At 35.8% G+C, this 19,386-nt stretch carries 14 protein-coding genes; 11 read left to right on the top strand and 3 right to left on the bottom strand.

The genetic code is table 11. The features are described from left to right. Positions 1–33 precede the first annotated feature (33 nt). The 4 genes from ACNQGB_RS12900 (at position 34) to ACNQGB_RS12885 (ending at position 6,555) form a co-directional block, all read left to right on the top strand. Entirely contained in the window at positions 34–2,811 is a 2,778-nt protein-coding gene (locus ACNQGB_RS12900) for a TonB-dependent receptor domain-containing protein (protein WP_417944247.1), read from the top strand. A gap of 26 nt (positions 2,812–2,837) precedes the next feature. Next, on the top strand, positions 2,838–4,421 hold the full coding sequence (locus ACNQGB_RS12895) for an SGNH/GDSL hydrolase family protein (RefSeq protein ID WP_417944246.1): 1,584 nt from the start codon (positions 2,838–2,840) through the stop codon (positions 4,419–4,421). Positions 4,422–4,681: 260 nt separating this feature from the next. Then, entirely contained in the window at positions 4,682–6,193 is a 1,512-nt protein-coding gene (gene atpD, locus ACNQGB_RS12890) for a F0F1 ATP synthase subunit beta (protein ID WP_417944245.1), read from the top strand. 80 nt (positions 6,194–6,273) lie between these two features. Continuing rightward, positions 6,274–6,555, top strand: coding sequence for a FoF1 ATP synthase subunit delta/epsilon (locus tag ACNQGB_RS12885; RefSeq protein WP_417944244.1), 282 nt, complete (start codon positions 6,274–6,276; stop codon positions 6,553–6,555). Between the two features lie 212 nt (positions 6,556–6,767). Here ACNQGB_RS12885 and ACNQGB_RS12880 read toward each other — a convergent pair whose 3' ends face one another. Both ACNQGB_RS12880 and ACNQGB_RS12875 read right to left on the bottom strand, forming a co-directional pair. Further along, positions 6,768–6,977 carry a helix-turn-helix domain-containing protein gene (locus ACNQGB_RS12880; protein ID WP_417944243.1) on the bottom strand — a complete coding sequence of 70 codons (210 nt, stop codon included), beginning with the start codon at positions 6,975–6,977 and terminating at the stop codon, positions 6,768–6,770. A gap of 2 nt (positions 6,978–6,979) precedes the next feature. Next, the gene (locus ACNQGB_RS12875) at positions 6,980–7,483 is read right to left on the bottom strand and encodes a DUF2975 domain-containing protein (RefSeq protein ID WP_417944242.1); all 504 of its coding nucleotides are present in this window, start codon (positions 7,481–7,483) and stop codon (positions 6,980–6,982) included. 162 nt (positions 7,484–7,645) lie between these two features. On the opposite strand from ACNQGB_RS12875, the gene ACNQGB_RS12870 reads away from it, so the two are divergent. The 5 genes from ACNQGB_RS12870 (at position 7,646) to ACNQGB_RS12850 (ending at position 12,733) form a co-directional block, all read left to right on the top strand. Further along, positions 7,646–8,782, top strand: a complete 1,137-nt coding sequence (locus tag ACNQGB_RS12870) for an aminotransferase class I/II-fold pyridoxal phosphate-dependent enzyme (protein WP_417944241.1) — start codon at positions 7,646–7,648, stop codon at positions 8,780–8,782. Positions 8,783–8,839: 57 nt separating this feature from the next. Further along, entirely contained in the window at positions 8,840–9,226 is a 387-nt protein-coding gene (locus ACNQGB_RS12865) for a GxxExxY protein (protein WP_417944240.1), read from the top strand. Between the two features lie 49 nt (positions 9,227–9,275). Continuing rightward, a complete protein-coding gene (gene bioD, locus ACNQGB_RS12860) occupies positions 9,276–9,893 on the top strand; it encodes a dethiobiotin synthase (RefSeq protein WP_417944239.1) in 618 nt (205 codons plus the stop codon). Between the two features lie 2 nt (positions 9,894–9,895). Then, entirely contained in the window at positions 9,896–11,200 is a 1,305-nt protein-coding gene (gene bioA / locus ACNQGB_RS12855) for an adenosylmethionine--8-amino-7-oxononanoate transaminase (protein WP_417944238.1), read from the top strand. Between the two features lie 378 nt (positions 11,201–11,578). Further along, positions 11,579–12,733, top strand: a complete 1,155-nt coding sequence (locus ACNQGB_RS12850; RefSeq protein WP_417944237.1) for a beta-ketoacyl synthase N-terminal-like domain-containing protein — start codon at positions 11,579–11,581, stop codon at positions 12,731–12,733. Here ACNQGB_RS12850 and ACNQGB_RS12845 read toward each other — a convergent pair. Next, a complete protein-coding gene (locus ACNQGB_RS12845) occupies positions 12,719–13,189 on the bottom strand; it encodes a regulatory protein RecX (RefSeq protein WP_417944236.1) in 471 nt (156 codons plus the stop codon). The two genes, ACNQGB_RS12850 and ACNQGB_RS12845, sit on opposite strands and share 15 nt — an antisense overlap. Positions 13,190–13,659: 470 nt before the next feature. Between ACNQGB_RS12845 and ACNQGB_RS12840 the strand changes: the two genes are divergently transcribed. Then, positions 13,660–18,057: a T9SS sorting signal type C domain-containing protein gene (locus ACNQGB_RS12840; protein WP_417944235.1), complete on the top strand. Its 4,398-nt coding sequence runs from the start codon at positions 13,660–13,662 to the stop codon at positions 18,055–18,057. 201 nt (positions 18,058–18,258) lie between these two features. Then, positions 18,259–19,371, top strand: a complete 1,113-nt coding sequence (locus ACNQGB_RS12835; RefSeq protein ID WP_417944234.1) for a delta-60 repeat domain-containing protein — start codon at positions 18,259–18,261, stop codon at positions 19,369–19,371. Positions 19,372–19,386 lie beyond the last annotated feature (15 nt).

The following is a 19,386-nucleotide window of genomic DNA, read 5'->3' as shown; positions in this document are numbered from 1 at the left end:
AATTTGGCCACATAAACCAACAAATTATAACCAATGAGAGTGTATTTACTTTTTTTGACATTGTTTTTTTGCAGCTTGACTTTTGCACAAAACTCAATTTCAGGTATTGTTACAGACAGTAACAACCAACCTATTCCTGGAGCCAACATTAAAATCATTGGTGATTCCGCTGGTACTACTACTGATGTAGATGGTTCTTTTATTTTGAAATCTTCTAGAAAGCCACCGTACACTATTGAGGTTACAAGTGTAGGTTTTGCATCTCAGAGAGTAGCTGTTTCTTCTCTTAATCAAAAAATCTCAGTTAAACTGGTAGATGAAGAGAATAAATTAGATGAAATTGTAGTTTCTGCGTCAAGAACTCCTGAAAGAGTTTTAGAGTCTCCAGTAACTATTGAAAGAATGGGTATTGCCGAAATTAAGAAAACGGCCTCACCTTCTTTCTATGATGGATTAGAAAACATGAAAGAAGTACAAATGAATACGTCAAGTATGTCATTTAAATCAATTAATACACGTGGATTTGCATCTGTTGCCAACACTCGTTTTATGCAGTTGGTAGACGGTATGGATAACTCCTCTCCGTTATTGAACTTTGTTTTAGGAAACTTAATAGGGTTATCTGAAGTTGATGTTCAAAGCGTGGAATTGCTTCCTGGAGCATCTTCTGCTTTATATGGGGCAAATGCATTTAATGGAATTTTATTTATGACCAGTAAAAGTCCATTTACAAGCCAAGGTATAACGGGATATGCAAAATTTGGACAAACTTCCCAAAAAGCAGCCGGTACGAATGATTATATTGATTATGGGGTACGTATGGCTAAAGCATTCAATAAATATGTTGCAGGTAAAGTGAACTTCACATACATGAGAGGAACAGAGTGGCATGCAGTAAATTATGATGATAAAACGGTAGCAGGTAGAGATAGATCTCATTATGGATATGACGGAATCAATGTATATGGTGACGAAGTGTCAACAGTTATTGGCGCACCTACTTTACCAAGTGATAAAATATCAAGAACAGGTTATAATGAGGTAGATTTAACTGATAATAGAGTTTCAAATACAAAAATTGACCTTTCATTACATGTTCGCCCTTTCGGTGACGAAAGATTAGAAGTAATTGTTCAAAGTAAATTTGGTTACGGAAATACAGTATATCAAGGTGCAAACCGTTATTATTTGAATAACTTTTTTATGCAGCAACATAAAATTGAATTCAAAGGGAAAAACTTCTTTGTTAGAGGATATACTACAACTGAAGATGGTGGACAATCGTATGACATGTTGTTTACAGGTATCAATATAAATAGAAAGTGGAAGTCTGATCGCCAATGGTTTACAGATTATGGTACTACATTTGCCAATTCTACACTTGGAGGTATGTTACCAGCAGATGCACACATAGCCGCTAGAGCAAGAGCAGATCAGGGTAGATTCTTGCCAGGTACTCCTGAGTTTAGAAATGCTTTTAGTCAAGTAACTAACGAAGCAAGTGTGTTAACAGGTTCTAAATTAGTTGACAATTCAAGAATTTATCATTCTGATGCGAATTATAATTTTAAAGATTTAATTAAATTTGCTGAAATTCAGGTAGGTGGATCATACAGAGAATATCAGTTAAATTCGTTTGGTCGTATTTATACCGATGCTAATGGTCCAATCAATTATAATGAATACGGTGCTTATACACAAATAATGAAAAAATTAATGGATGATCGCCTGAAATTTACTGGATCCATTCGTTACGACAAAGCACAAAATTTTGATGGAAATTATTCTCCAAGACTTTCTGTTGTGTATTCTGGTGGTCAGAACAAAAATCATAACTTTAGAGGGTCGTTCCAAACAGGTTTTAGAAACCCTTCTACACAGGATCAGTACATAGGATTTAATGTAGGAAGTGCCATTTTATTAGGTTCAGCACCTGATAACCTGACTCGTTTTACAGAGACATTACCTATTACAGGAGCGGCTGTATCTACAGTGGGGTCAACGACTACCATCAATGGATTGAACGCTTACAATAATTCGTATACTGCTGCTTCTGTTGTAGCTTTTAGTTCATCTGGCAATGCAACATTGTTAAGAAAAACAACTGCTGGATTAGTAAAACCTGAAGAGGTTAAGGCTTTTGAACTTGGCTACCGTTCTTTTATCAACAAAACATCTATTGATATTAACGGATACTATAACATTTATAATAATTTCATAGGAAACTTAAATGTTTTGGCTCCATTATATGGTACTGCTCAAGATTCACCTAATCCTACAGCTGCAGATTTAACAGTTTTTCCTACTGATCAAGGTGCTCAAACTGTACATGCTATACGAACAGGAAATACAAGAGCATTTCAATTATACACTAATACCCCTTTAGAAATTAAATCGCTAGGTTTCGGTCTTGGATTATCAAGAAAAGTGTATAAGGATTTTGAAATTGGTGCTAATTATAATTTTGCAGAGTTTGGTTTTGATCAATCTAAAGATCCGAGTTTTGAAGCGGGTTTCAACACGCCAAAACATCGTGTGAAAGCGTCTATTGGAAACGAAAAGTTATTTCCAAATTTTGGATTTAATGTTAGCGGAAGATGGAATAGCGAATACTTATGGCAGTCTTCTTTTGCAGATGGTACAATAGCATCAGCAACAGTTATAGATGCCCAGTTAAATTACAATATTCCTTCTTTGAAGTCAACATTAAAAGTCGGAGCATCAAACATTGGAGGTAAAGAATATGGTCAAGTATTAGGAGCTGGTTTAATTGGTCAACAATATTTTGCATCTTGGACTATCAATCCGTAATTCAATAAATTTAAATTTAAAAAACAATGATAAAAAATTTTAAATGGTTACTATTTGCTTCGCTAGCATTTGTAGCATGTAATAATGATGATGAAGTTGTTGTAGAGGCAAATTCATCTGACGGTAAGCCTTTGACTTCTGGCACAGCAAATTTCTCAAAATACGTTGCGTTAGGAAATTCTTTAACAGCCGGTTTCAGTGATAATGCACTTTTTATAAAAGGTCAAGAAGGTTCTTATACAAATGTTATGGCTCAACAATTTAAACTTGTTGGTGGAGGAGAGTTTAAAATTCCTTTTATGGCTGATAATATTGGTGGATTGTTATTTGGAGGGCAAACGAATCCGGCTTTTGGCTCAAGATTGTACCTACTTCTTCGTCAACCTCCATTAAGGCCTGTTCCTATGAATGTTCCGGGTAATCCATCAACAGAAGTTTTTAATCCTGCAATTGCTGCTGCTGGTCCTTACAATAACACAGGAGTTCCTGGCGCAAAAAGTTTTCATTTATTGTCACCTACTTATGGCAGTGCTGCTGGACTAGCCGCTGGTACAGCAAATCCATACTATGTTCGCTTTGCTCCTAACGGGTCTACATCTGTGTTGGCTTATGCAATGAGTCAAACGCCTACCTTTTTCTCTTTATGGATAGGGAATAACGATGTTTTAGGATATGCGACATCAGGTGGTGATGGTTCAAACCCTATTACTCCTGTAACTGGTGCTCCAGGTGTTGGTTTTGATGGTACGTACACTGCACTAGTAAATACATTAACTTCCGCTGGGGCAAAAGGTGTTGTTGCAAACATACCTTACGTTACTTCCATTCCTTTTTTCAAAACCGTTCCTCACAATCCGTTGTCAATTAGTGTTTTAGGCGGAGGAGATGTTGCGATTGGTACAGCTACTGCCAATGCGTTGAATGCTCAATTATATGGACCGCTTAAACAAGCACTAACTGCTTTTGGTGCGGGAGATAGAATTAATTTATTATCAACTACAGTTTCAAATCCATTACTTATGAAAGATGAAACTTTAACTAATTTGTCAGCTCAACTTACTGCGGCTTTTACACCTTCATTAGGTGCTCAGACTGCAGCTTTTTATGGCAATGTTTTTGGGCAGGCACGTCAGGCAAATTCATCTGATTTAGTTCTTTTGACTACTCAGTCAGCAATTGGTACAGCGCCTATAGCACTCAATTCAGGAATTGGTATTGCACCACCTGCTCCTTTGAATAAATTTGGTATTACATATCCTTTGCAAGATAAATATATTTTAATTCCAACTGAAGTTGCCGAATTAAAAACAGCTACCGATTCTTATAATACAATTATAAAATCTTTGGCAGATACAAAAGGTCTGGCGTTTGTTGATGCTAATGCTTTTCTACGACAAATAGATTCTGGAGGAATTAATGCGAATGGTTTTAATGTGACTTCGGCTTTTGTAACTGGAGGTGGATTCTCTTTAGATGGAGTTCATCCTTCACCAAGGGGCTATGCTTTAATAGCCAATAAATTTATTGAAGCAATTAATCTTAAATACGGTTCAAATATTAAAGGTGTTGATTTAAGTAAATACCGTATTTTATTTCCAGAAGTATTATAGATTATAATTAGTAATCATACTTTAAAGACCACTTACGCTTTGTAAGTGGTCTTTCTTTTTATTGAGAATAATAGGGGGCTTTTTTATTTTGCTTAGTTGTTTAAGGACAATTTACTAAAAAAATCCTTTTTTTTGTAAAAAAATAATTGATTTTATATTTTAAAAAATTATCTTTGCGCTCTGAAAAAAGCATTTAATCGATACGTTTCGATTGGTATAATTTCATAAACCTAAATAGCTATTTAATAAACACATAAGTAATGTCAAAAGTAATAGGAAAAGTTGCCCAGATCATTGGACCAGTAGTTGATGTCGTTTTCAACGGTAAGGATGTTGAACTTCCAAAAATTTATGATTCGTTAGAAATCACAAAAAAAGATGGTACTTTATTAGTGCTTGAAGTACAGTCTCACATTGGTGAAAACACGGTACGTACCATTTCGATGGACTCAACAGATGGTTTGAGTAGAGGTTATGAAGTAGTTGGAACAGGGAATCCTATCCAAATGCCAATTGGCGACGATGTTTACGGTCGTTTATTCAATGTAATTGGAGATGCAATTGACGGTTTAGGTAATTTACCAAAAACAGGAGAAAACGGAATGTCTATTCACAGACAAGCGCCAAAATTCGAAGACCTTTCAACTTCATCTGAAGTTTTATTTACAGGTATTAAAGTAATTGATTTAATTGAGCCTTACTCAAAAGGGGGTAAAATTGGATTGTTCGGTGGTGCTGGTGTTGGTAAAACAGTATTGATTCAAGAGTTGATCAACAATATTGCAAAAGGTCACGGTGGACTTTCAGTATTCGCAGGAGTAGGAGAAAGAACACGTGAAGGGAATGACTTACTTCGTGAGATGTTAGAGTCAGGAATTATAAAATACGGGGATGAATTCATGCACTCTATGGAAAATGGAGGATGGGATTTATCTAAAGTAGATATGCCAGGAATGAGAGAGTCTAAAGCTACTTTCGTTTTCGGACAAATGAATGAGCCTCCAGGAGCTCGTGCTCGTGTAGCACTTTCTGGATTGTCTATCGCTGAATATTTCCGTGATGGAGCAGGAACTGATCAAGGGAAAGATGTATTGTTCTTCGTGGATAATATCTTCCGTTTTACACAAGCAGGTTCTGAAGTTTCGGCACTTTTAGGTCGTATGCCATCTGCGGTAGGATATCAACCAACATTGGCAACTGAAATGGGTGCGATGCAAGAGCGTATCACTTCTACAAACAAAGGGTCTATTACATCTGTACAAGCGGTTTACGTACCTGCGGATGATTTAACAGATCCGGCTCCGGCTACAACTTTTGCTCACCTTGATGCTACTACTGTATTGTCTCGTAAAATTGCTGAGTTAGGTATTTATCCTGCAGTGGATCCATTGGATTCAACTTCAAGAATCCTTACTCCTCAAGTTTTAGGTAATGAGCACTATGACTGTGCACAAAGAGTAAAAGAAATTTTACAAAAGTACAAACAACTACAAGATATTATCGCAATTCTTGGTATGGAAGAATTATCTGAAGAAGATAAACTATCTGTTTCAAGAGCGCGTCGTGTGCAACGTTTCTTATCTCAACCTTTCCACGTAGCTGAACAATTTACAGGGTTAAAAGGAGTTTTAGTTGATATCAAAGATACTATCAAAGGATTTAACATGATTATTGACGGTGAATTAGATCACTTACCAGAATCAGCTTTCAACCTTAAAGGTACTATTGAAGAAGCAATCGAAGCTGGAGAAAAAATGTTAGCGGAAGCTTAAAATTAGTTTAAAAGTTTAAAGTTTAAGGTTCACTCGTAACTTTAAACTTTTAAACTTTAAACTTTAAACTAAAAAGAAATATGTTATTAGAAATAGTATCACCAGAGGCAAAATTATTTTCGGCAGAAGTGACTTCGGTTACACTACCAGGAGTTGATGGAAGCTTTCAGATTTTGAATAATCACGCTCCAATTGTATCTATTTTAGGAAAAGGTGTTGTGAAAATTACAGCTTCTACTTTTGCCTTTGCTAAGGAAGTAGCCACAAAATTTACGAAGCTAGATGAACAAAATTATACGATAGCTATCCAGTCTGGAACAATTGAGATGAAAGATAATAAAGTAATTGTGCTAGTTGACTAAAACAATTCAGAATATAAATAGAGCCTAACGTAATTGTTAGGCTTTTTTTTTGGAGCTGTTTCCCGCTTTTCATTACAAGCTCTTAAAGGAAACATTTTTTTGTTTTAACCGCCACTAGCTTCCTTCTGTCGCTGTGCCACTTTCACAAAAAATAGTGTTTCCTTTTGCGAGGCTTTCCATTTCAATCTGGGCTAAAATGCAGAAATAAGGAATTATTCGTCCCTTATAAACTCCAAAATGTCTCCTGGTTGACATTCCAGAATTTCACAAATCAGTTCTAAAGTCGAGAACCGAATCGCCTTTGCTTTTCCGGTTTTTAAAATTGATAGATTGGCGGTGGTAATTCCCATTCTATCAGCGAGCTCATTGGAACGCATCTTCCGCTTAGCAAGCATTACGTCTAAGTTGATAATGATGGGCATCGTTATATTGTTAGTTCGTTTTCTTCTTTCAATTGTTTCCCCATTTTAAAAACTTCGGCTAAAACCGTAAAAAACAATCCAAGAGAAATAAGATACAGGAAAGGATTTGCTCCAATTTCTATTTTTATTTCACCTTGAGCTACTTTATAAAAGAAAGCAGGAATTCCCGTTACAAATCCGGAAAGTATAAATAGGTTTCCAATTCTATTGAAGTAAAAGATTATTTTGTTATCAAAAATAATCTTCAACTGAAACAATCGGAGTAGTTTTTTTATTAAATATAAGCCATACAATAGCGCGAGATAAGACAAAGTTGCAAAAAATAAAATAATTTTAGCATTAAGGTCCAAAACAGTAATTTTGATACCATTCAACATTATTGGAACATCAAACGGTTCATTTGAAATCAATAAATACCCGACAAAAATCATCAAGAACGGAACGGAGATTAAAGCCATAATCCAAACAAAATCAATAATTGCCTTCAATAAATATAATTTTCTCATAATATTTAAGTATAAAAGTTCACCACAAATATATAATAAATATTGATAAACAATAATAAAACACTAAATAACAATAATTATTATTTTAAAATTATTTTAATCCGTTTAATCTGTGTCATCCGTGTGCTATTTTTTAAACATTAAATCAATAACTTTGCATATATGAACTTCCCCAAAAATCTGTCCGCTAAATTGGAGAGTCGAAAGCAAAATAATGCTTTGCGACAATTGTCTTTGCCAAGTAAAATGACTGATTTTGCTTCTAACGATTATTTAGGTTTTTCGAAAAACGAAGGTATTTTTGATGAAGTACATCAATTATTATTGAATAGAAAAATCAAAATTAACGGAGCAACCGGTTCCCGATTATTGTCTGGTAACCATATACTGTATCAAGAAACAGAAGACTTTATTGCCAGTTTCCACCAATCAGAAACCGCGTTAATTTTCAATTCTGGTTACGATGCTAACGTTGGGTTTTTTGGATCAGTTCCACAAAAAGGAGATTTGATTTTATACGATGAATTGTGTCATGCATCTATTCGGGAAGGAATCCAGCTCTCAAATGCGAAAGCCTACAAGTTCAATCATAATGATTTTGAAGATTTAGAAAAGCTGATTTTACGGAATCCAGATACCACTATTTATATTGTCACTGAATCTGTTTTTTCAATGGATGGTGATTGTCCAAATCTAGAAGAATTAATTTTGGTTTCAAATAAACACCAGTGTTATCTTGTGGTTGATGAAGCGCATGCTTTGGGTGTTTTTGGTTCAACAGGCGAAGGATTCGTTCAAATGCTTGGATTGCAAGATCACGTTTTTGCGCGGATCATGACTTTCGGGAAAGGATTGGGTTGTCATGGTGCTGCGATTTTAGGATCGATCGAATTGAGGGATTATTTGATAAATTTCGCTCGAAGTTTTATTTATACCACTGGGCTTTCGCCTCATTCTGTTGCCACGATTTTGGTTGCGTATACCTACTTAGAAAAACAGAAAAATAATATTGAAGCACTGCGAGAAAACATAATTTATTTCAATCAGGAAAAGAATTTGTTGGGATTAAAACCTCTTTTTGTCCGCAGCAAATCAGCCATACAATCCGCCATCATTCCCGGAAATGAAAAAGTAAAAGCGATAGCAACTCAATTGCAGGAAAATGGATTTGATTTAAAAGCCATTCTTTCGCCTACTGTGCCAGAAGGCCAAGAACGATTGCGTTTTTGTTTACACAATTACAATTCGCAAGTGGAAATCGCGGAAGTTTTACGATTGTTAAGTACTTTTGTTTTTTAGCCACAGATGACACGGATGAAACAGATTTCAACAGATTTTAATTTTTAAATGCGAAGAATGACTGAAATTTTACACAAAGAATTATCTGAGGCGATTTTAAAAGTTTTTTATGAAGTTTACAACGAACTTGGTTATGGATTTCTTGAAAATGTTTATCAAAACGCAATGTATTTTGAGTTAAAATCACAAGGTTTTAAAGTAGAAGCTCAAAAACAAATTAAAGTATATTATAAAAATGATCTTGTCGGTAATTTTATCGCAGATCTACTAATTGATGATCTAATTATAATAGAATTAAAGGCTTGCGACACTTTAGTGAAAGCGCATTATGCCCAAACTTTAAACTATCTAAAAGCAACAAATATTGAAATTGGGTTATTATTAAACTTTGGTGAAAAGCCAGAAATTAAAAGACTTATTTTTACAAACAACCGAAAAGATTAAATAATCGGTGGAAATCCATTAAATCCGTGTCATCTGTGGCCTAATTTCTATGAAACTATTTATAACAGGAATATCAACCGATGTAGGTAAAACCATTGCATCAGCCATTATTACAGAAGCTTTAGAAGCAGATTATTGGAAACCCATACAAGCAGGCGATTTAGAAAATTCTGATAGTCATAAAGTCAAACTATTTTTGTCTAATGAAAAAACAGTAATTCATCCCAATAGCTATGCTTTGAATACGCCTGCGAGTCCACATTTCGCTGCAGAACGTGATGGAATTACCATTGATTTAACTAAAATTATTGAGCCCGTAACCGATAATCATTTGGTCGTTGAAGGTGCGGGAGGTGTTTTCGTGCCATTAAACACTACTGATTGTGTAATTGATCTGATTCAGCCCGATTATAAAGTAATTGTTGTTTCTCGGCATTATTTAGGAAGTATTAATCATACTCTGTTGACTATTGAAGCTTTGCAAAACAGAAAAATAGCAGTAGCAGGGATTGTTTTCTCCGGAGATGAAAACAAAGCTACAGAAGAAATAATTTTGATTAAAACGGGTTTAAAACGTATTGGAAGAATAGAACAAGAACCCTATTTTGATCAAAATGTAATTAAAGAATATGCTGATTTGTTTCGGGAAAATTTATTGAATTTATAATTATGAGTAGCACAAACATTCCCCCTTCGGGGGTTAGGGGGCTTACAGAAAGAGACGGCCAATATCTTTGGCATCCGTATACCCAGCATAAAACAGCAGCGTTGCCAATTGCCATTAAAAAAGGTAAAGGAGCTTTGCTTTGGGATGAAAATAATAAAGAATACATTGATGCAATCGCTTCGTGGTGGGTTAATCCCTACGGACATTCGAATACATTTATCGCCGATGCCATTTACAAGCAACTGACAACATTAGAACATGTTTTGTTTGGTGGTTTTACACACGAGCCTGCAATTGAAGTAGCCGAGAAGCTGATGGAGATTTTACCAAAAAACCAACAAAAAATATTCTTCTCTGATAATGGATCAACAGCTGTTGAAGTTGCGATTAAAGTCGCTTTGCAGTATTTCTTCAATAAAGGGCAAAAGAAAACGACAATAATTGCTTTCGAAAATGCTTTTCATGGAGACACTTTTGGAGCAATGGCAGCTAGTGGAATTTCTTTTTGGACTGAAGCTTTTCAAGGTATGTTTATCGATATAGTTCGGATTCCCGTTCCAGTGAAAGGGCAGGAACAGGAAAGTTACGATGCTTTACAATCTATACTAAAAAATAACAATTGTGCTGGATTTATTTATGAGCCCTTGGTTCAAGGAGCCGCTGGAATGGTGATGTACGAACCGGAATCATTAGATAAATTGATGCGAATTTGTAAAGAAAATGGCGTTCTAACTATTGCAGACGAGGTGATGACAGGCTTTGGAAAAACCGGAAAAATATTTGCTACAGATTATTTGGTAGAAAAACCAGACATGATGTGCTTGTCTAAAGCTTTAACCGGAGGAACTATTCCTATGGCGATTACGACTTTTACACAGGATTTATTCGATGCTTTTTATGATGACGATATCAATAAAGCTTTGTTTCATGGACACACCTTTACAGCAAATCCTACGGGTTGCGCGGCAGCATTAGCTAGTTTAGAATTGTTACAAACCAGTGAAATGCAAGCCAATATTGTTCGCGTTAATCATAGTCATTTGGAATTTGAAAAGCGTGTCAAAAATCATCCGCAAGTATTGACAACCCGAGTTTTGGGAGTCATTTTTGCTTTAGAAATTAAAACCGAAAGTACGGCGACTTACTATGGAACACTACGCAACAAGCTCTATGATTTTTTTATCGAAAACGGAGTAATTTTGCGACCTGTCGGGAATATCGTTTACATTTTACCTCCTTATGTCATTACGGAACAACAGTTGCAAAAAGTATATCAGGTAGTCGAAGAAGCCCTTGATGTAGTTTAAATTTGTAACTATTCCTGCTATTCGCTACAATCTTTATTGCCTCCTTAAAGAAGGGAGGCAATAAAGGATTTTCACTGCTATCAGGGCTAAAAAGGACCCCGTTTTCAATCAGATGGTGCTGTGAAATCTAAAAATGTCTAGGACTTGTAAGTCAATATTAGAAACATAAAGTAGTCAAAGTAATCTAAAGTTCGCTATTCGGAGGTAAACCTTGCGCACTTTGCGAAAAACTTTGCGACCTTTGTGGGTAAATAAAAAATTATTTCTCAAAGTCATAAAGTGAAAAATTAAGTTTCGCCAAGCTGATTTCTCTTTTTGAATTTTGTGAATCTCTGCGAAAATGCTCTGCGAATCTTTGCGTAATAAAATCCAAACATCTTGTCACAAATAATATCTATTACCGCACTTTCATCAATATCTCCATTAGGGAACGATCCTACTTTAATCTGGCAAAATTATCTCAATGATAAACATTATTTTGTTAAAGAAATAATAGATAATGCAGCAACATTTATAGCACCACTAAGTGTAGACGCTGTTGATGGAATAGAAGCGCTTAAAATGTCAGATACCAAATATAAATTCCTTGACAAATCGGTTCTTTATGCTATCGAAGTTTCCCGAAAAGCAGTTCAGCAGGCAGGTTGGTCTTCAAACGACGTTTTTGGAATCAACATGGGTTCCTCTCGTGGTGCAACAGATTTATTTGAAAAACACTATCAAGAGTATTTAAAAACTGGCAAAGCACAAACTTTGGCTTCTCCAACCACGACTTTGGGAAACATTAGTTCATGGGTTGCCCATGATTTGCAAAGTTCCGGTCCAGAAATTTCACATTCAATTACCTGTTCTACTGCTTTACATGCGGTTCTAAACGGCGTGGCTTGGCTCCGATCCGGAATGGCTGATAAGTTTTTGGTTGGTGGTAGTGAAGCGCCTTTAACGGATTTCACGATCGCTCAAATGCGTGCGCTCAAGATTTATTCTCGCAGCGAAGAGGCATATCCTAATCGTGCTTTCGATTTAAACAAAACACAAAGTACGATGATTTTAGGAGAAGGAGCAGGTGTTTGCTGTTTAGAAAATGGAAAAAAAGAAAATGCACTAGCTTTTATCGAAGGAATAGGATATGCGACAGAAATTCTGGAACATAACATTTCGATTTCAGCAGAAGCAACTTGCTTTCAAAAATCGATGAAAATGGCTTTAGAAAATACCGATTTATCAGAAGTTGATGTTGTTGTCATGCATGCTCCTGGAACGATAAAAGGCGACGTTACAGAATATAAGGCAATTGAAAAAGTTTTTGGTACAAGCCTGCCTTTATTGACTACTAATAAATGGAAAATTGGACACACTTTTGGTGCTTCCGGGATTTTGAGTATGGAACTCGCTATTTTAATGATGCAACACAATACGTTTATTGGAGTTCCTTTTGCGGAAGCACAAAAACAAACAAAACCAATTAGAAAAGTATTGATCAATGCAGTAGGTTTTGGAGGTAATGCGGTGAGTGTTTTACTGTCGCTCTAGTTCTTTTGCCTTGTCATAAATCAAGTTGCTTTCAAACCCTTTACGAAGTAAGTAATCACAGAATTTCTTTCTCTTTTTTTGAAGATTAGTTTCTTTGATGCTGTCCCAATTCCGTAGAGCTATTTTATCAAAAGTGTCTAAATATTCCTCATTTGAAATTTCTTTTAGCGCTAGATTAATGTTGTATTGGCCTATGTTACGGAATTTGAGTTCGTTTACAATTCTGATTTTCCCCCAAAATTTAATGCGATGCTTTCCTTTAGCAAAACTGCATGCAAAGCGACTCTCGTTCAAGAAATTATCTTGTATGAGTTTGACAATAATGGTGTCAATTTCATCAGCATCCATTTTCATAGTTCGTAGTTTTTGAACCACTTCGTCATGGCATCGTTCCTGATAGGCGCAATAATGCTCTATTTTTTTTAAAGCCTCCTGAACAGAAAAAACATCTTTCATAATTAAGATTTTTAATGAAAGAGCAAAAATGCAACAATAGTACCTAATAACCTATTGGAGGAGTTTTTTTGAAAAGTAACATTGTCTAAGAAACGATAGATAATAAAGATTTGATTAGAGTATAAACTGTTGATAGACAAATTTTAACGATAGCGATTCAAATCCAAATTTGATTGTTAAAATTATTCGTAAATCACGCTAAGATCAAAACAATTTTAAATCCTTTTAATGTTATTTATCAGTATTTTTTATCAAAACTTAAAATTTATTATTTGGATAAAACCAATTGCATAGAAGTTTTTAATAAGTCATTCTGTATAGTGGTTATTGTGTGCTTCATCGTTAAAAAAAGTAGTACATCGATTAATTTGTTTTTAATTTAAAATATGTTGCTATTTTGTATGTATTTACAAAATCTGAAATACTACGCCTAAATATAAAATATGATTACCCTCTCATAACCCTCTGATATGAATAAAAAATTACTTTTATTAATTGCATTCTTTTTTACGGTTGCTTTTACAAGTGCAGCAAATCGATATTCGGTAACTAGTGGTCTTTGGAGCGCAACTTCTACATGGAGCGCAACTTCGGGTGGTGCATCAGGAGCATCTGTTCCAGTCGCTGGTGATGTTGTTTTTATTGAGGGAGGATTTAATGTTACATTAAATGCAAATGCTGCTTGCGCCTCTCTAGCTTTTACCACAGTCACAGCCACCTCTTTGACGCTCGGATCTTTTCTACTAGACGTTTCTGGAGCAATTACAATTCCTATGTCAGGTACTGGTATTAACCTAATTGCAGTTGGAGCAGGTAATTTAAATGCAGGAAGTATTGCGTTTACCAATGGTGGTGCTGCTAGTGCTGCAAGACATCAAATAACAATTTCAACTGGAACTGTTACTGTTTCCGGAAATTTAACGCAAACAGGAAGTACTGGTAGTGCTTCTATAACTTTTACAGATGCTGGGTTGTTAAGGTTAGGAGGAACTTTTTTGACTTCTACTTCTGGTACTTTAACAACCGTCGCAGGAAGCACAGTTGAATATAATGGAGCGGCGCAGTCAGTTGGAGCTTTTGCTTATAATAATCTTACGCTTTCGGGTAGTAATGTGAAAACTGCTGCGGGTAACTTAACCGTAAATGGTACATTGTTCACTTTAGCAGGCTGTACATTGAATATGGGAACAAATCAATTATTAGGAACTCTTAATACAATAATCAATAGCGGGGCAATACAAACTCAAAATACAACAGCAACACCAATTCCTTCGGGAAAAACATGGGGAGGTCTAGTGCAATATAATGGCGCTGGACAGACTGTTGTGAGTGGGACTTATAATAATTTAACTCTGTCAGGAAGTGGTATTAAAAAATTTGCAACCAACATTGTAATAAATAATATAACTTCTATTGCGACAAGTGTGCGAGCGGATTTAAATGCAATAACTACTCATACAACTGGAGCACTACTCTTTAATGGCTTCAATCAAATTGGCGGTACTTGGGGGACAACCACCTCAGGAGCTACTACCACCAATGATACATACTTTACAGGAACGGGTAGAATAGCTGTTCCAAATAACACCGTTATTGATAGTAATTTTGCCTCATATAGTAATTCTTCAGCTGATGTATTTGCGTCAGTTGGAGAGTACACAAGTCCTCTGACATTGACAGCGCCGAATGGATTTGTTTTTATCAATACTAAATTTGCTAGTTATGGTACCCCTAATGGTACTTTTCCTAACTTTACAATAGGTTCATGTCATGCTGTTAATAGTCGTGCAATAACAACAGGCCTATTGGGAAATACAATAGCTACAATTACTACAAGTAATGCTACTTTTATTACTGATCCGTGCAATGGAATAGTAAAAAGATATAGTGTTGTTGCAACGTATGCTGAGCCTATTTGTTCAGGTAATAGTCCGGGTTTGATAACAGGGTCTACGCCAACAGGTGGTAATGGAAACTACACCTATTTATGGGAACAAAGTACAAGTGTCAATGGTCCTTATGTATCGGTTCCAGGCATAAATAATGCTAAAGATTATACACCAGGAACACTATCTACAACTACTTACTATAAAAGAACAGTAACTTCAGGAGCTTACTCAGATGCCACCATAATGATTGTGCCTATTGTAAGTGCCCCAGTTGCGGCCCCAACTATAACATCATTATGTACTAATACTACTCTATCTGTTCCAGCATCGACAATTCCAGGAACTTATGTAGAGTGGTTTTCAGGTTCATGTGCAAGTATTATAATTGCTACAGGGACAACATATAATCCATCCGCGGCAGGTACCTACTTTGCACGATACACCAATCGTTGTGGTAGTAGTATATGTAGTAGTTTTAATGTTTCTTCTATTCCTCCCGCAAATGCAGTAAGTATTACCCCAACAAGTCCTAGTCCAATATGTACTACTGCAGGAAACGTAAGTTTAGCTTACACTGCAACAGGTGCTCCTAATACTTATAGCATTGCTTGGTCTCCAAATGGCTATTTAATTGATATTGTTAATAGAAACTTGACAGGTAGTCCTATAACTTTAGATATTCCTGCCAATGTTCTTGCTGGGACTTATACAGGAACTATATGGGTAAGGACTTCTGCAGGATGTGTAAGTGCTCGTAAGACATTTACTATCCAGATAGGTAAAGCAGCAGGAATTGCTTCTAGTAATTCCACTTTATGTCAGAATACATTAATGACACCTATTACTCGCACTACTATTGGTACCACAGGCATAGGGACAGTTTCAGGTTTACCCTCGGGAGTTTCAGCCTCTTGGGCATCAAATACCCTAACGATTAGTGGTACGCCAACACAATCAGGGACGTTCAATTATAGTATTCCATTAAATGGAAGTTGTCCAGGCACGGTAAATGCAATAGGCATTATTATAGTGAACAGTTTGCCTTCAACACCATCATTTGTTGCAGCAGATATTAACCAACCTAATTGTGTTACTCCAACAGGTAGCGTTGCTTTAGGAAGTTTGCCGGCAACAGGTGCGTGGACTATTACTGCAAATCCAGCAACTCCAGGCTTGAGTGGTTTAGGCGGTTCGGGTACAACAACAATCATCGGCGGGCTAGCCCCTAATACAAGTTATACTTTCATAGTTTCTAATGGTACTTGCTCAGACTCATCATCAGCTATAGTTTCAATAAATCCCGTAATTACTACAACATATTCAGGATCCACTTGGTCGGTGACCCCTACTATTGATATGCTAGGTGTCATAAACTCAAATACAGCTATAGCTACTAATGTGGAACTTTGTAATTGTATGGTCAGCACAGGTGTTGTTGCAACAGTTGCATCAGGAGTTACACTTAAACTTCAAGATAAGCTTACTGTAAATGGGTCTGGTGCATTAACATTTGAAGACGGTGCAAGTCTTGTACAAATTAATAATGTTGTTAATGTAGGGAATATCAATTACAAAAGGCTTACAACCCCAATACGAAATACAGATTATACCTATTGGTCTTCACCTGTGTTAGGATTTACCTTAGGTGGTGTTTCACCTAGGACCTTAAATGGAAAATTTTATTCTTACGAAGTTACGGCAGGATCAGAAGATTGGAAACAAGAATCATCTGCAACTATTATGTCAGAGGGAAAAGGATATATAGTCAGAGGGCCAGAAACAACAAACGGGACGATACCATGGCCTGTAGGCCAATTTCCTGCTACTTTTAATGGTGTTCCAAATAATGGAAACTATTCTTTATCAGGAATTTTTCCTGATAAATCCTATCTGATAGGAAATCCTTATCCATCAGCATTGGATGCCAATAAATTTTTAACTGACAATGCAGGAGTTTTAGATGGAACTCTTTATTTCTGGACGCACAATACATCTATTGGTATAGGAGTATCTAACCCTGGCTCAGGAACTTTTGCTTATTCTGGCGATGATTATGCGTCGTACAATCTTACAGGAGGAACAGCAACTGCCGCTGCACCCAGTGATGCAGATAAATCAGCTACTAATCCGAATATCCCAACGGGTAAAATTGCTGCAGGACAATCCTTTTTTGCCAGTAGTAAAGTTTCCATAACAGGAAGTTCTATCTTGTTTGACAATACTATGAGAGTAGGTGTGGGTGCAATTATAGGTACGAATTCTCAGTTTTTTAGAACAACTAAAAATGCCAAAACAGCATCAGATGTTGAACAAAATAGGGTTTGGCTTAATTTATTTAACAATGAAGGTGCTTTTAAACAGGCTTTAGTGGGTTATGTGACAGGAGCAACAAATAACTTTGATAATGGATATGATGGTCAAACGTATGATGCAAATGAATTTGTAGACTTTTACAGTGTTAATCAAGAGAAAAACCTTGTAATTCAAGGTAGAGCATTGCCTTTTGACGAAAATGACGAAGTGCATTTAGGTTTTAGGTCTTCAGTAGCAGGAAACTTTAACATCGGAATCGATCAAACGGATGGAATATTAAAAGCGCAAAATATAGTTGTCGAAGATAAAGTACTAAATATTGTCCATGATTTAAAAATAGCACCTTACGCTTTTACCACTCAGGCAGGTACTTTTAATGATCGTTTTGTATTGCGTTTTACTCAAAAAATATTAGGGATTGATAATCTATCGCCGCTTGAAAACACTACTATTATATCAAAATATAAAAATGAATTGAAAATAAAATCAGAAACTGAATCTATAGAACGAATCACAGTTTTTGATATACTTGGAAGAAAAATTTTCGATAAACAAAGTATTAACAGTGCCGAATATCGTATCCTAAGTAATAATATTACACAACAAATCCTGATTGTAAAAGTAGTTTTGGGGGATGGAAATGTAATTACTAAAAAAATTATGTAAAAACTTACTTTGATTATAAGTAGAATAGGTATGTAAACCCAACTTGAATAAAATCAAGTTGGGTTTTTTGTTTGGTAAATATCACTAAATGTGGGTATTGCATAGTAATTTTATTGTCTCTAATTTAGGACTTTTATAAATCAAAGCTTAAATTTTATGGGTAGAAAAGTCCCGTAATAATGGCATAAAGTTCCTCTAAATTTGAAAATAGTTTTAGTATTTCTTATCATAGTATTTGGTTTTCCCCTTCAAAATAAGACGTATTCCCAGCAAGGAAAATCTGACTCCACATTTAACGTTTATGATGATGGTTTGCAAGGGGATGGTTTTGATAATACCGTTAGAACAGTTTCGGTACAATCCGATAGTAAATTGATTGTAGGGGGCGATTATCTCAATTTTAATGGAACTGCAACTCCTTATTTATGTCGATTGTTTCCAGATGGCTCTAAGGATACCTCATTTAATTTAGGAACTAGTTTTAATGGCAAAGTGTATTGTTCTTCACTACAGCCAGATGGGAAAATACTTTTAGGAGGTGCATTTACTAACTTTAATGGAGTAACGGCGAACCGATTAATTCGACTGAATAATGACGGATCAATTGACGCATCTTTCAATACTCAGATAGCCGCCAGTAGTGGGATAGTGTATAGTTTAGCTTTGCAATCAAACGGGAGCATCATTGTTGCAGGGAGTTTTACAAAATACAACGGAGTTACTGCTAATCGTGTTGTTAGGTTATTACCTAGCGGCACTGTAGATACTGATTTCGTAATAGGATTAGGTGCTAGTGATGTTGTAGAAGAAGTCCAGATACAAGCGGATGGCAAAATCATTCTTTCAGGATCTTTTGACTTTTTTAACGGAATAAGTAATAGTAAAATAATTAGACTAAATGCCGATGGCAGTCCAGATCCTTCATTTACAACAGGTTTGGGCTTCAATGCGACAGTCTCAGCTCTTGCGATACAGCCAGATGGAAAAATTATTGCGGGTGGGTATTTTGTAAGTTATAATGGAAATACAGCCAATAAAATTATTCGCCTAAATACGGACGGTTCAATTGATGGAACTTTTGTTTCTGGTCTGGGATTTAGTTCGGGTGTAGTTGAGGTTATTAAATTAAATGCAGTTGGATTTATTGCGGTAGGAGGTTCTTTTACAGGTACTTATAATGGAGTAGATGTAAATAGAATGATGGTTTTAAATCCGTTAGGAATTATGGATCCCTTATTTGATATTGGGGCTGGTCCATTTTCTGCATCAGTTTTGGATCTTGCAATTGCAGGAGATAGTTCTCTTGGTATATAGCAGGTTCTTTCTCTG

The organism is Flavobacterium frigidum (assembly GCF_048286795.2).
This window is presented reverse-complemented; position numbering and strand designations above follow the sequence as displayed.

Coding starts and splice junctions, on each gene's coding strand:
- ACNQGB_RS12880 (WP_417944243.1), bottom strand. CDS start 6,977: ATGCCCATCATTATCAACTTAGACGTAATGCTTGCTAAGCGGAAGATG.
- bioD (WP_417944239.1), top strand. CDS start 9,276: ATGAAACTATTTATAACAGGAATATCAACCGATGTAGGTAAAACCATT.
- ACNQGB_RS12865 (WP_417944240.1), top strand. CDS start 8,840: ATGACTGAAATTTTACACAAAGAATTATCTGAGGCGATTTTAAAAGTT.
- ACNQGB_RS12895 (WP_417944246.1), top strand. CDS start 2,838: ATGATAAAAAATTTTAAATGGTTACTATTTGCTTCGCTAGCATTTGTA.
- ACNQGB_RS12840 (WP_417944235.1), top strand. CDS start 13,660: ATGAATAAAAAATTACTTTTATTAATTGCATTCTTTTTTACGGTTGCT.
- ACNQGB_RS12900 (WP_417944247.1), top strand. CDS start 34: ATGAGAGTGTATTTACTTTTTTTGACATTGTTTTTTTGCAGCTTGACT.
- ACNQGB_RS12870 (WP_417944241.1), top strand. CDS start 7,646: ATGAACTTCCCCAAAAATCTGTCCGCTAAATTGGAGAGTCGAAAGCAA.
- ACNQGB_RS12845 (WP_417944236.1), bottom strand. CDS start 13,189: ATGAAAGATGTTTTTTCTGTTCAGGAGGCTTTAAAAAAAATAGAGCAT.
- atpD (WP_417944245.1), top strand. CDS start 4,682: ATGTCAAAAGTAATAGGAAAAGTTGCCCAGATCATTGGACCAGTAGTT.
- ACNQGB_RS12885 (WP_417944244.1), top strand. CDS start 6,274: ATGTTATTAGAAATAGTATCACCAGAGGCAAAATTATTTTCGGCAGAA.
- ACNQGB_RS12875 (WP_417944242.1), bottom strand. CDS start 7,483: ATGAGAAAATTATATTTATTGAAGGCAATTATTGATTTTGTTTGGATT.
- bioA (WP_417944238.1), top strand. CDS start 9,896: ATGAGTAGCACAAACATTCCCCCTTCGGGGGTTAGGGGGCTTACAGAA.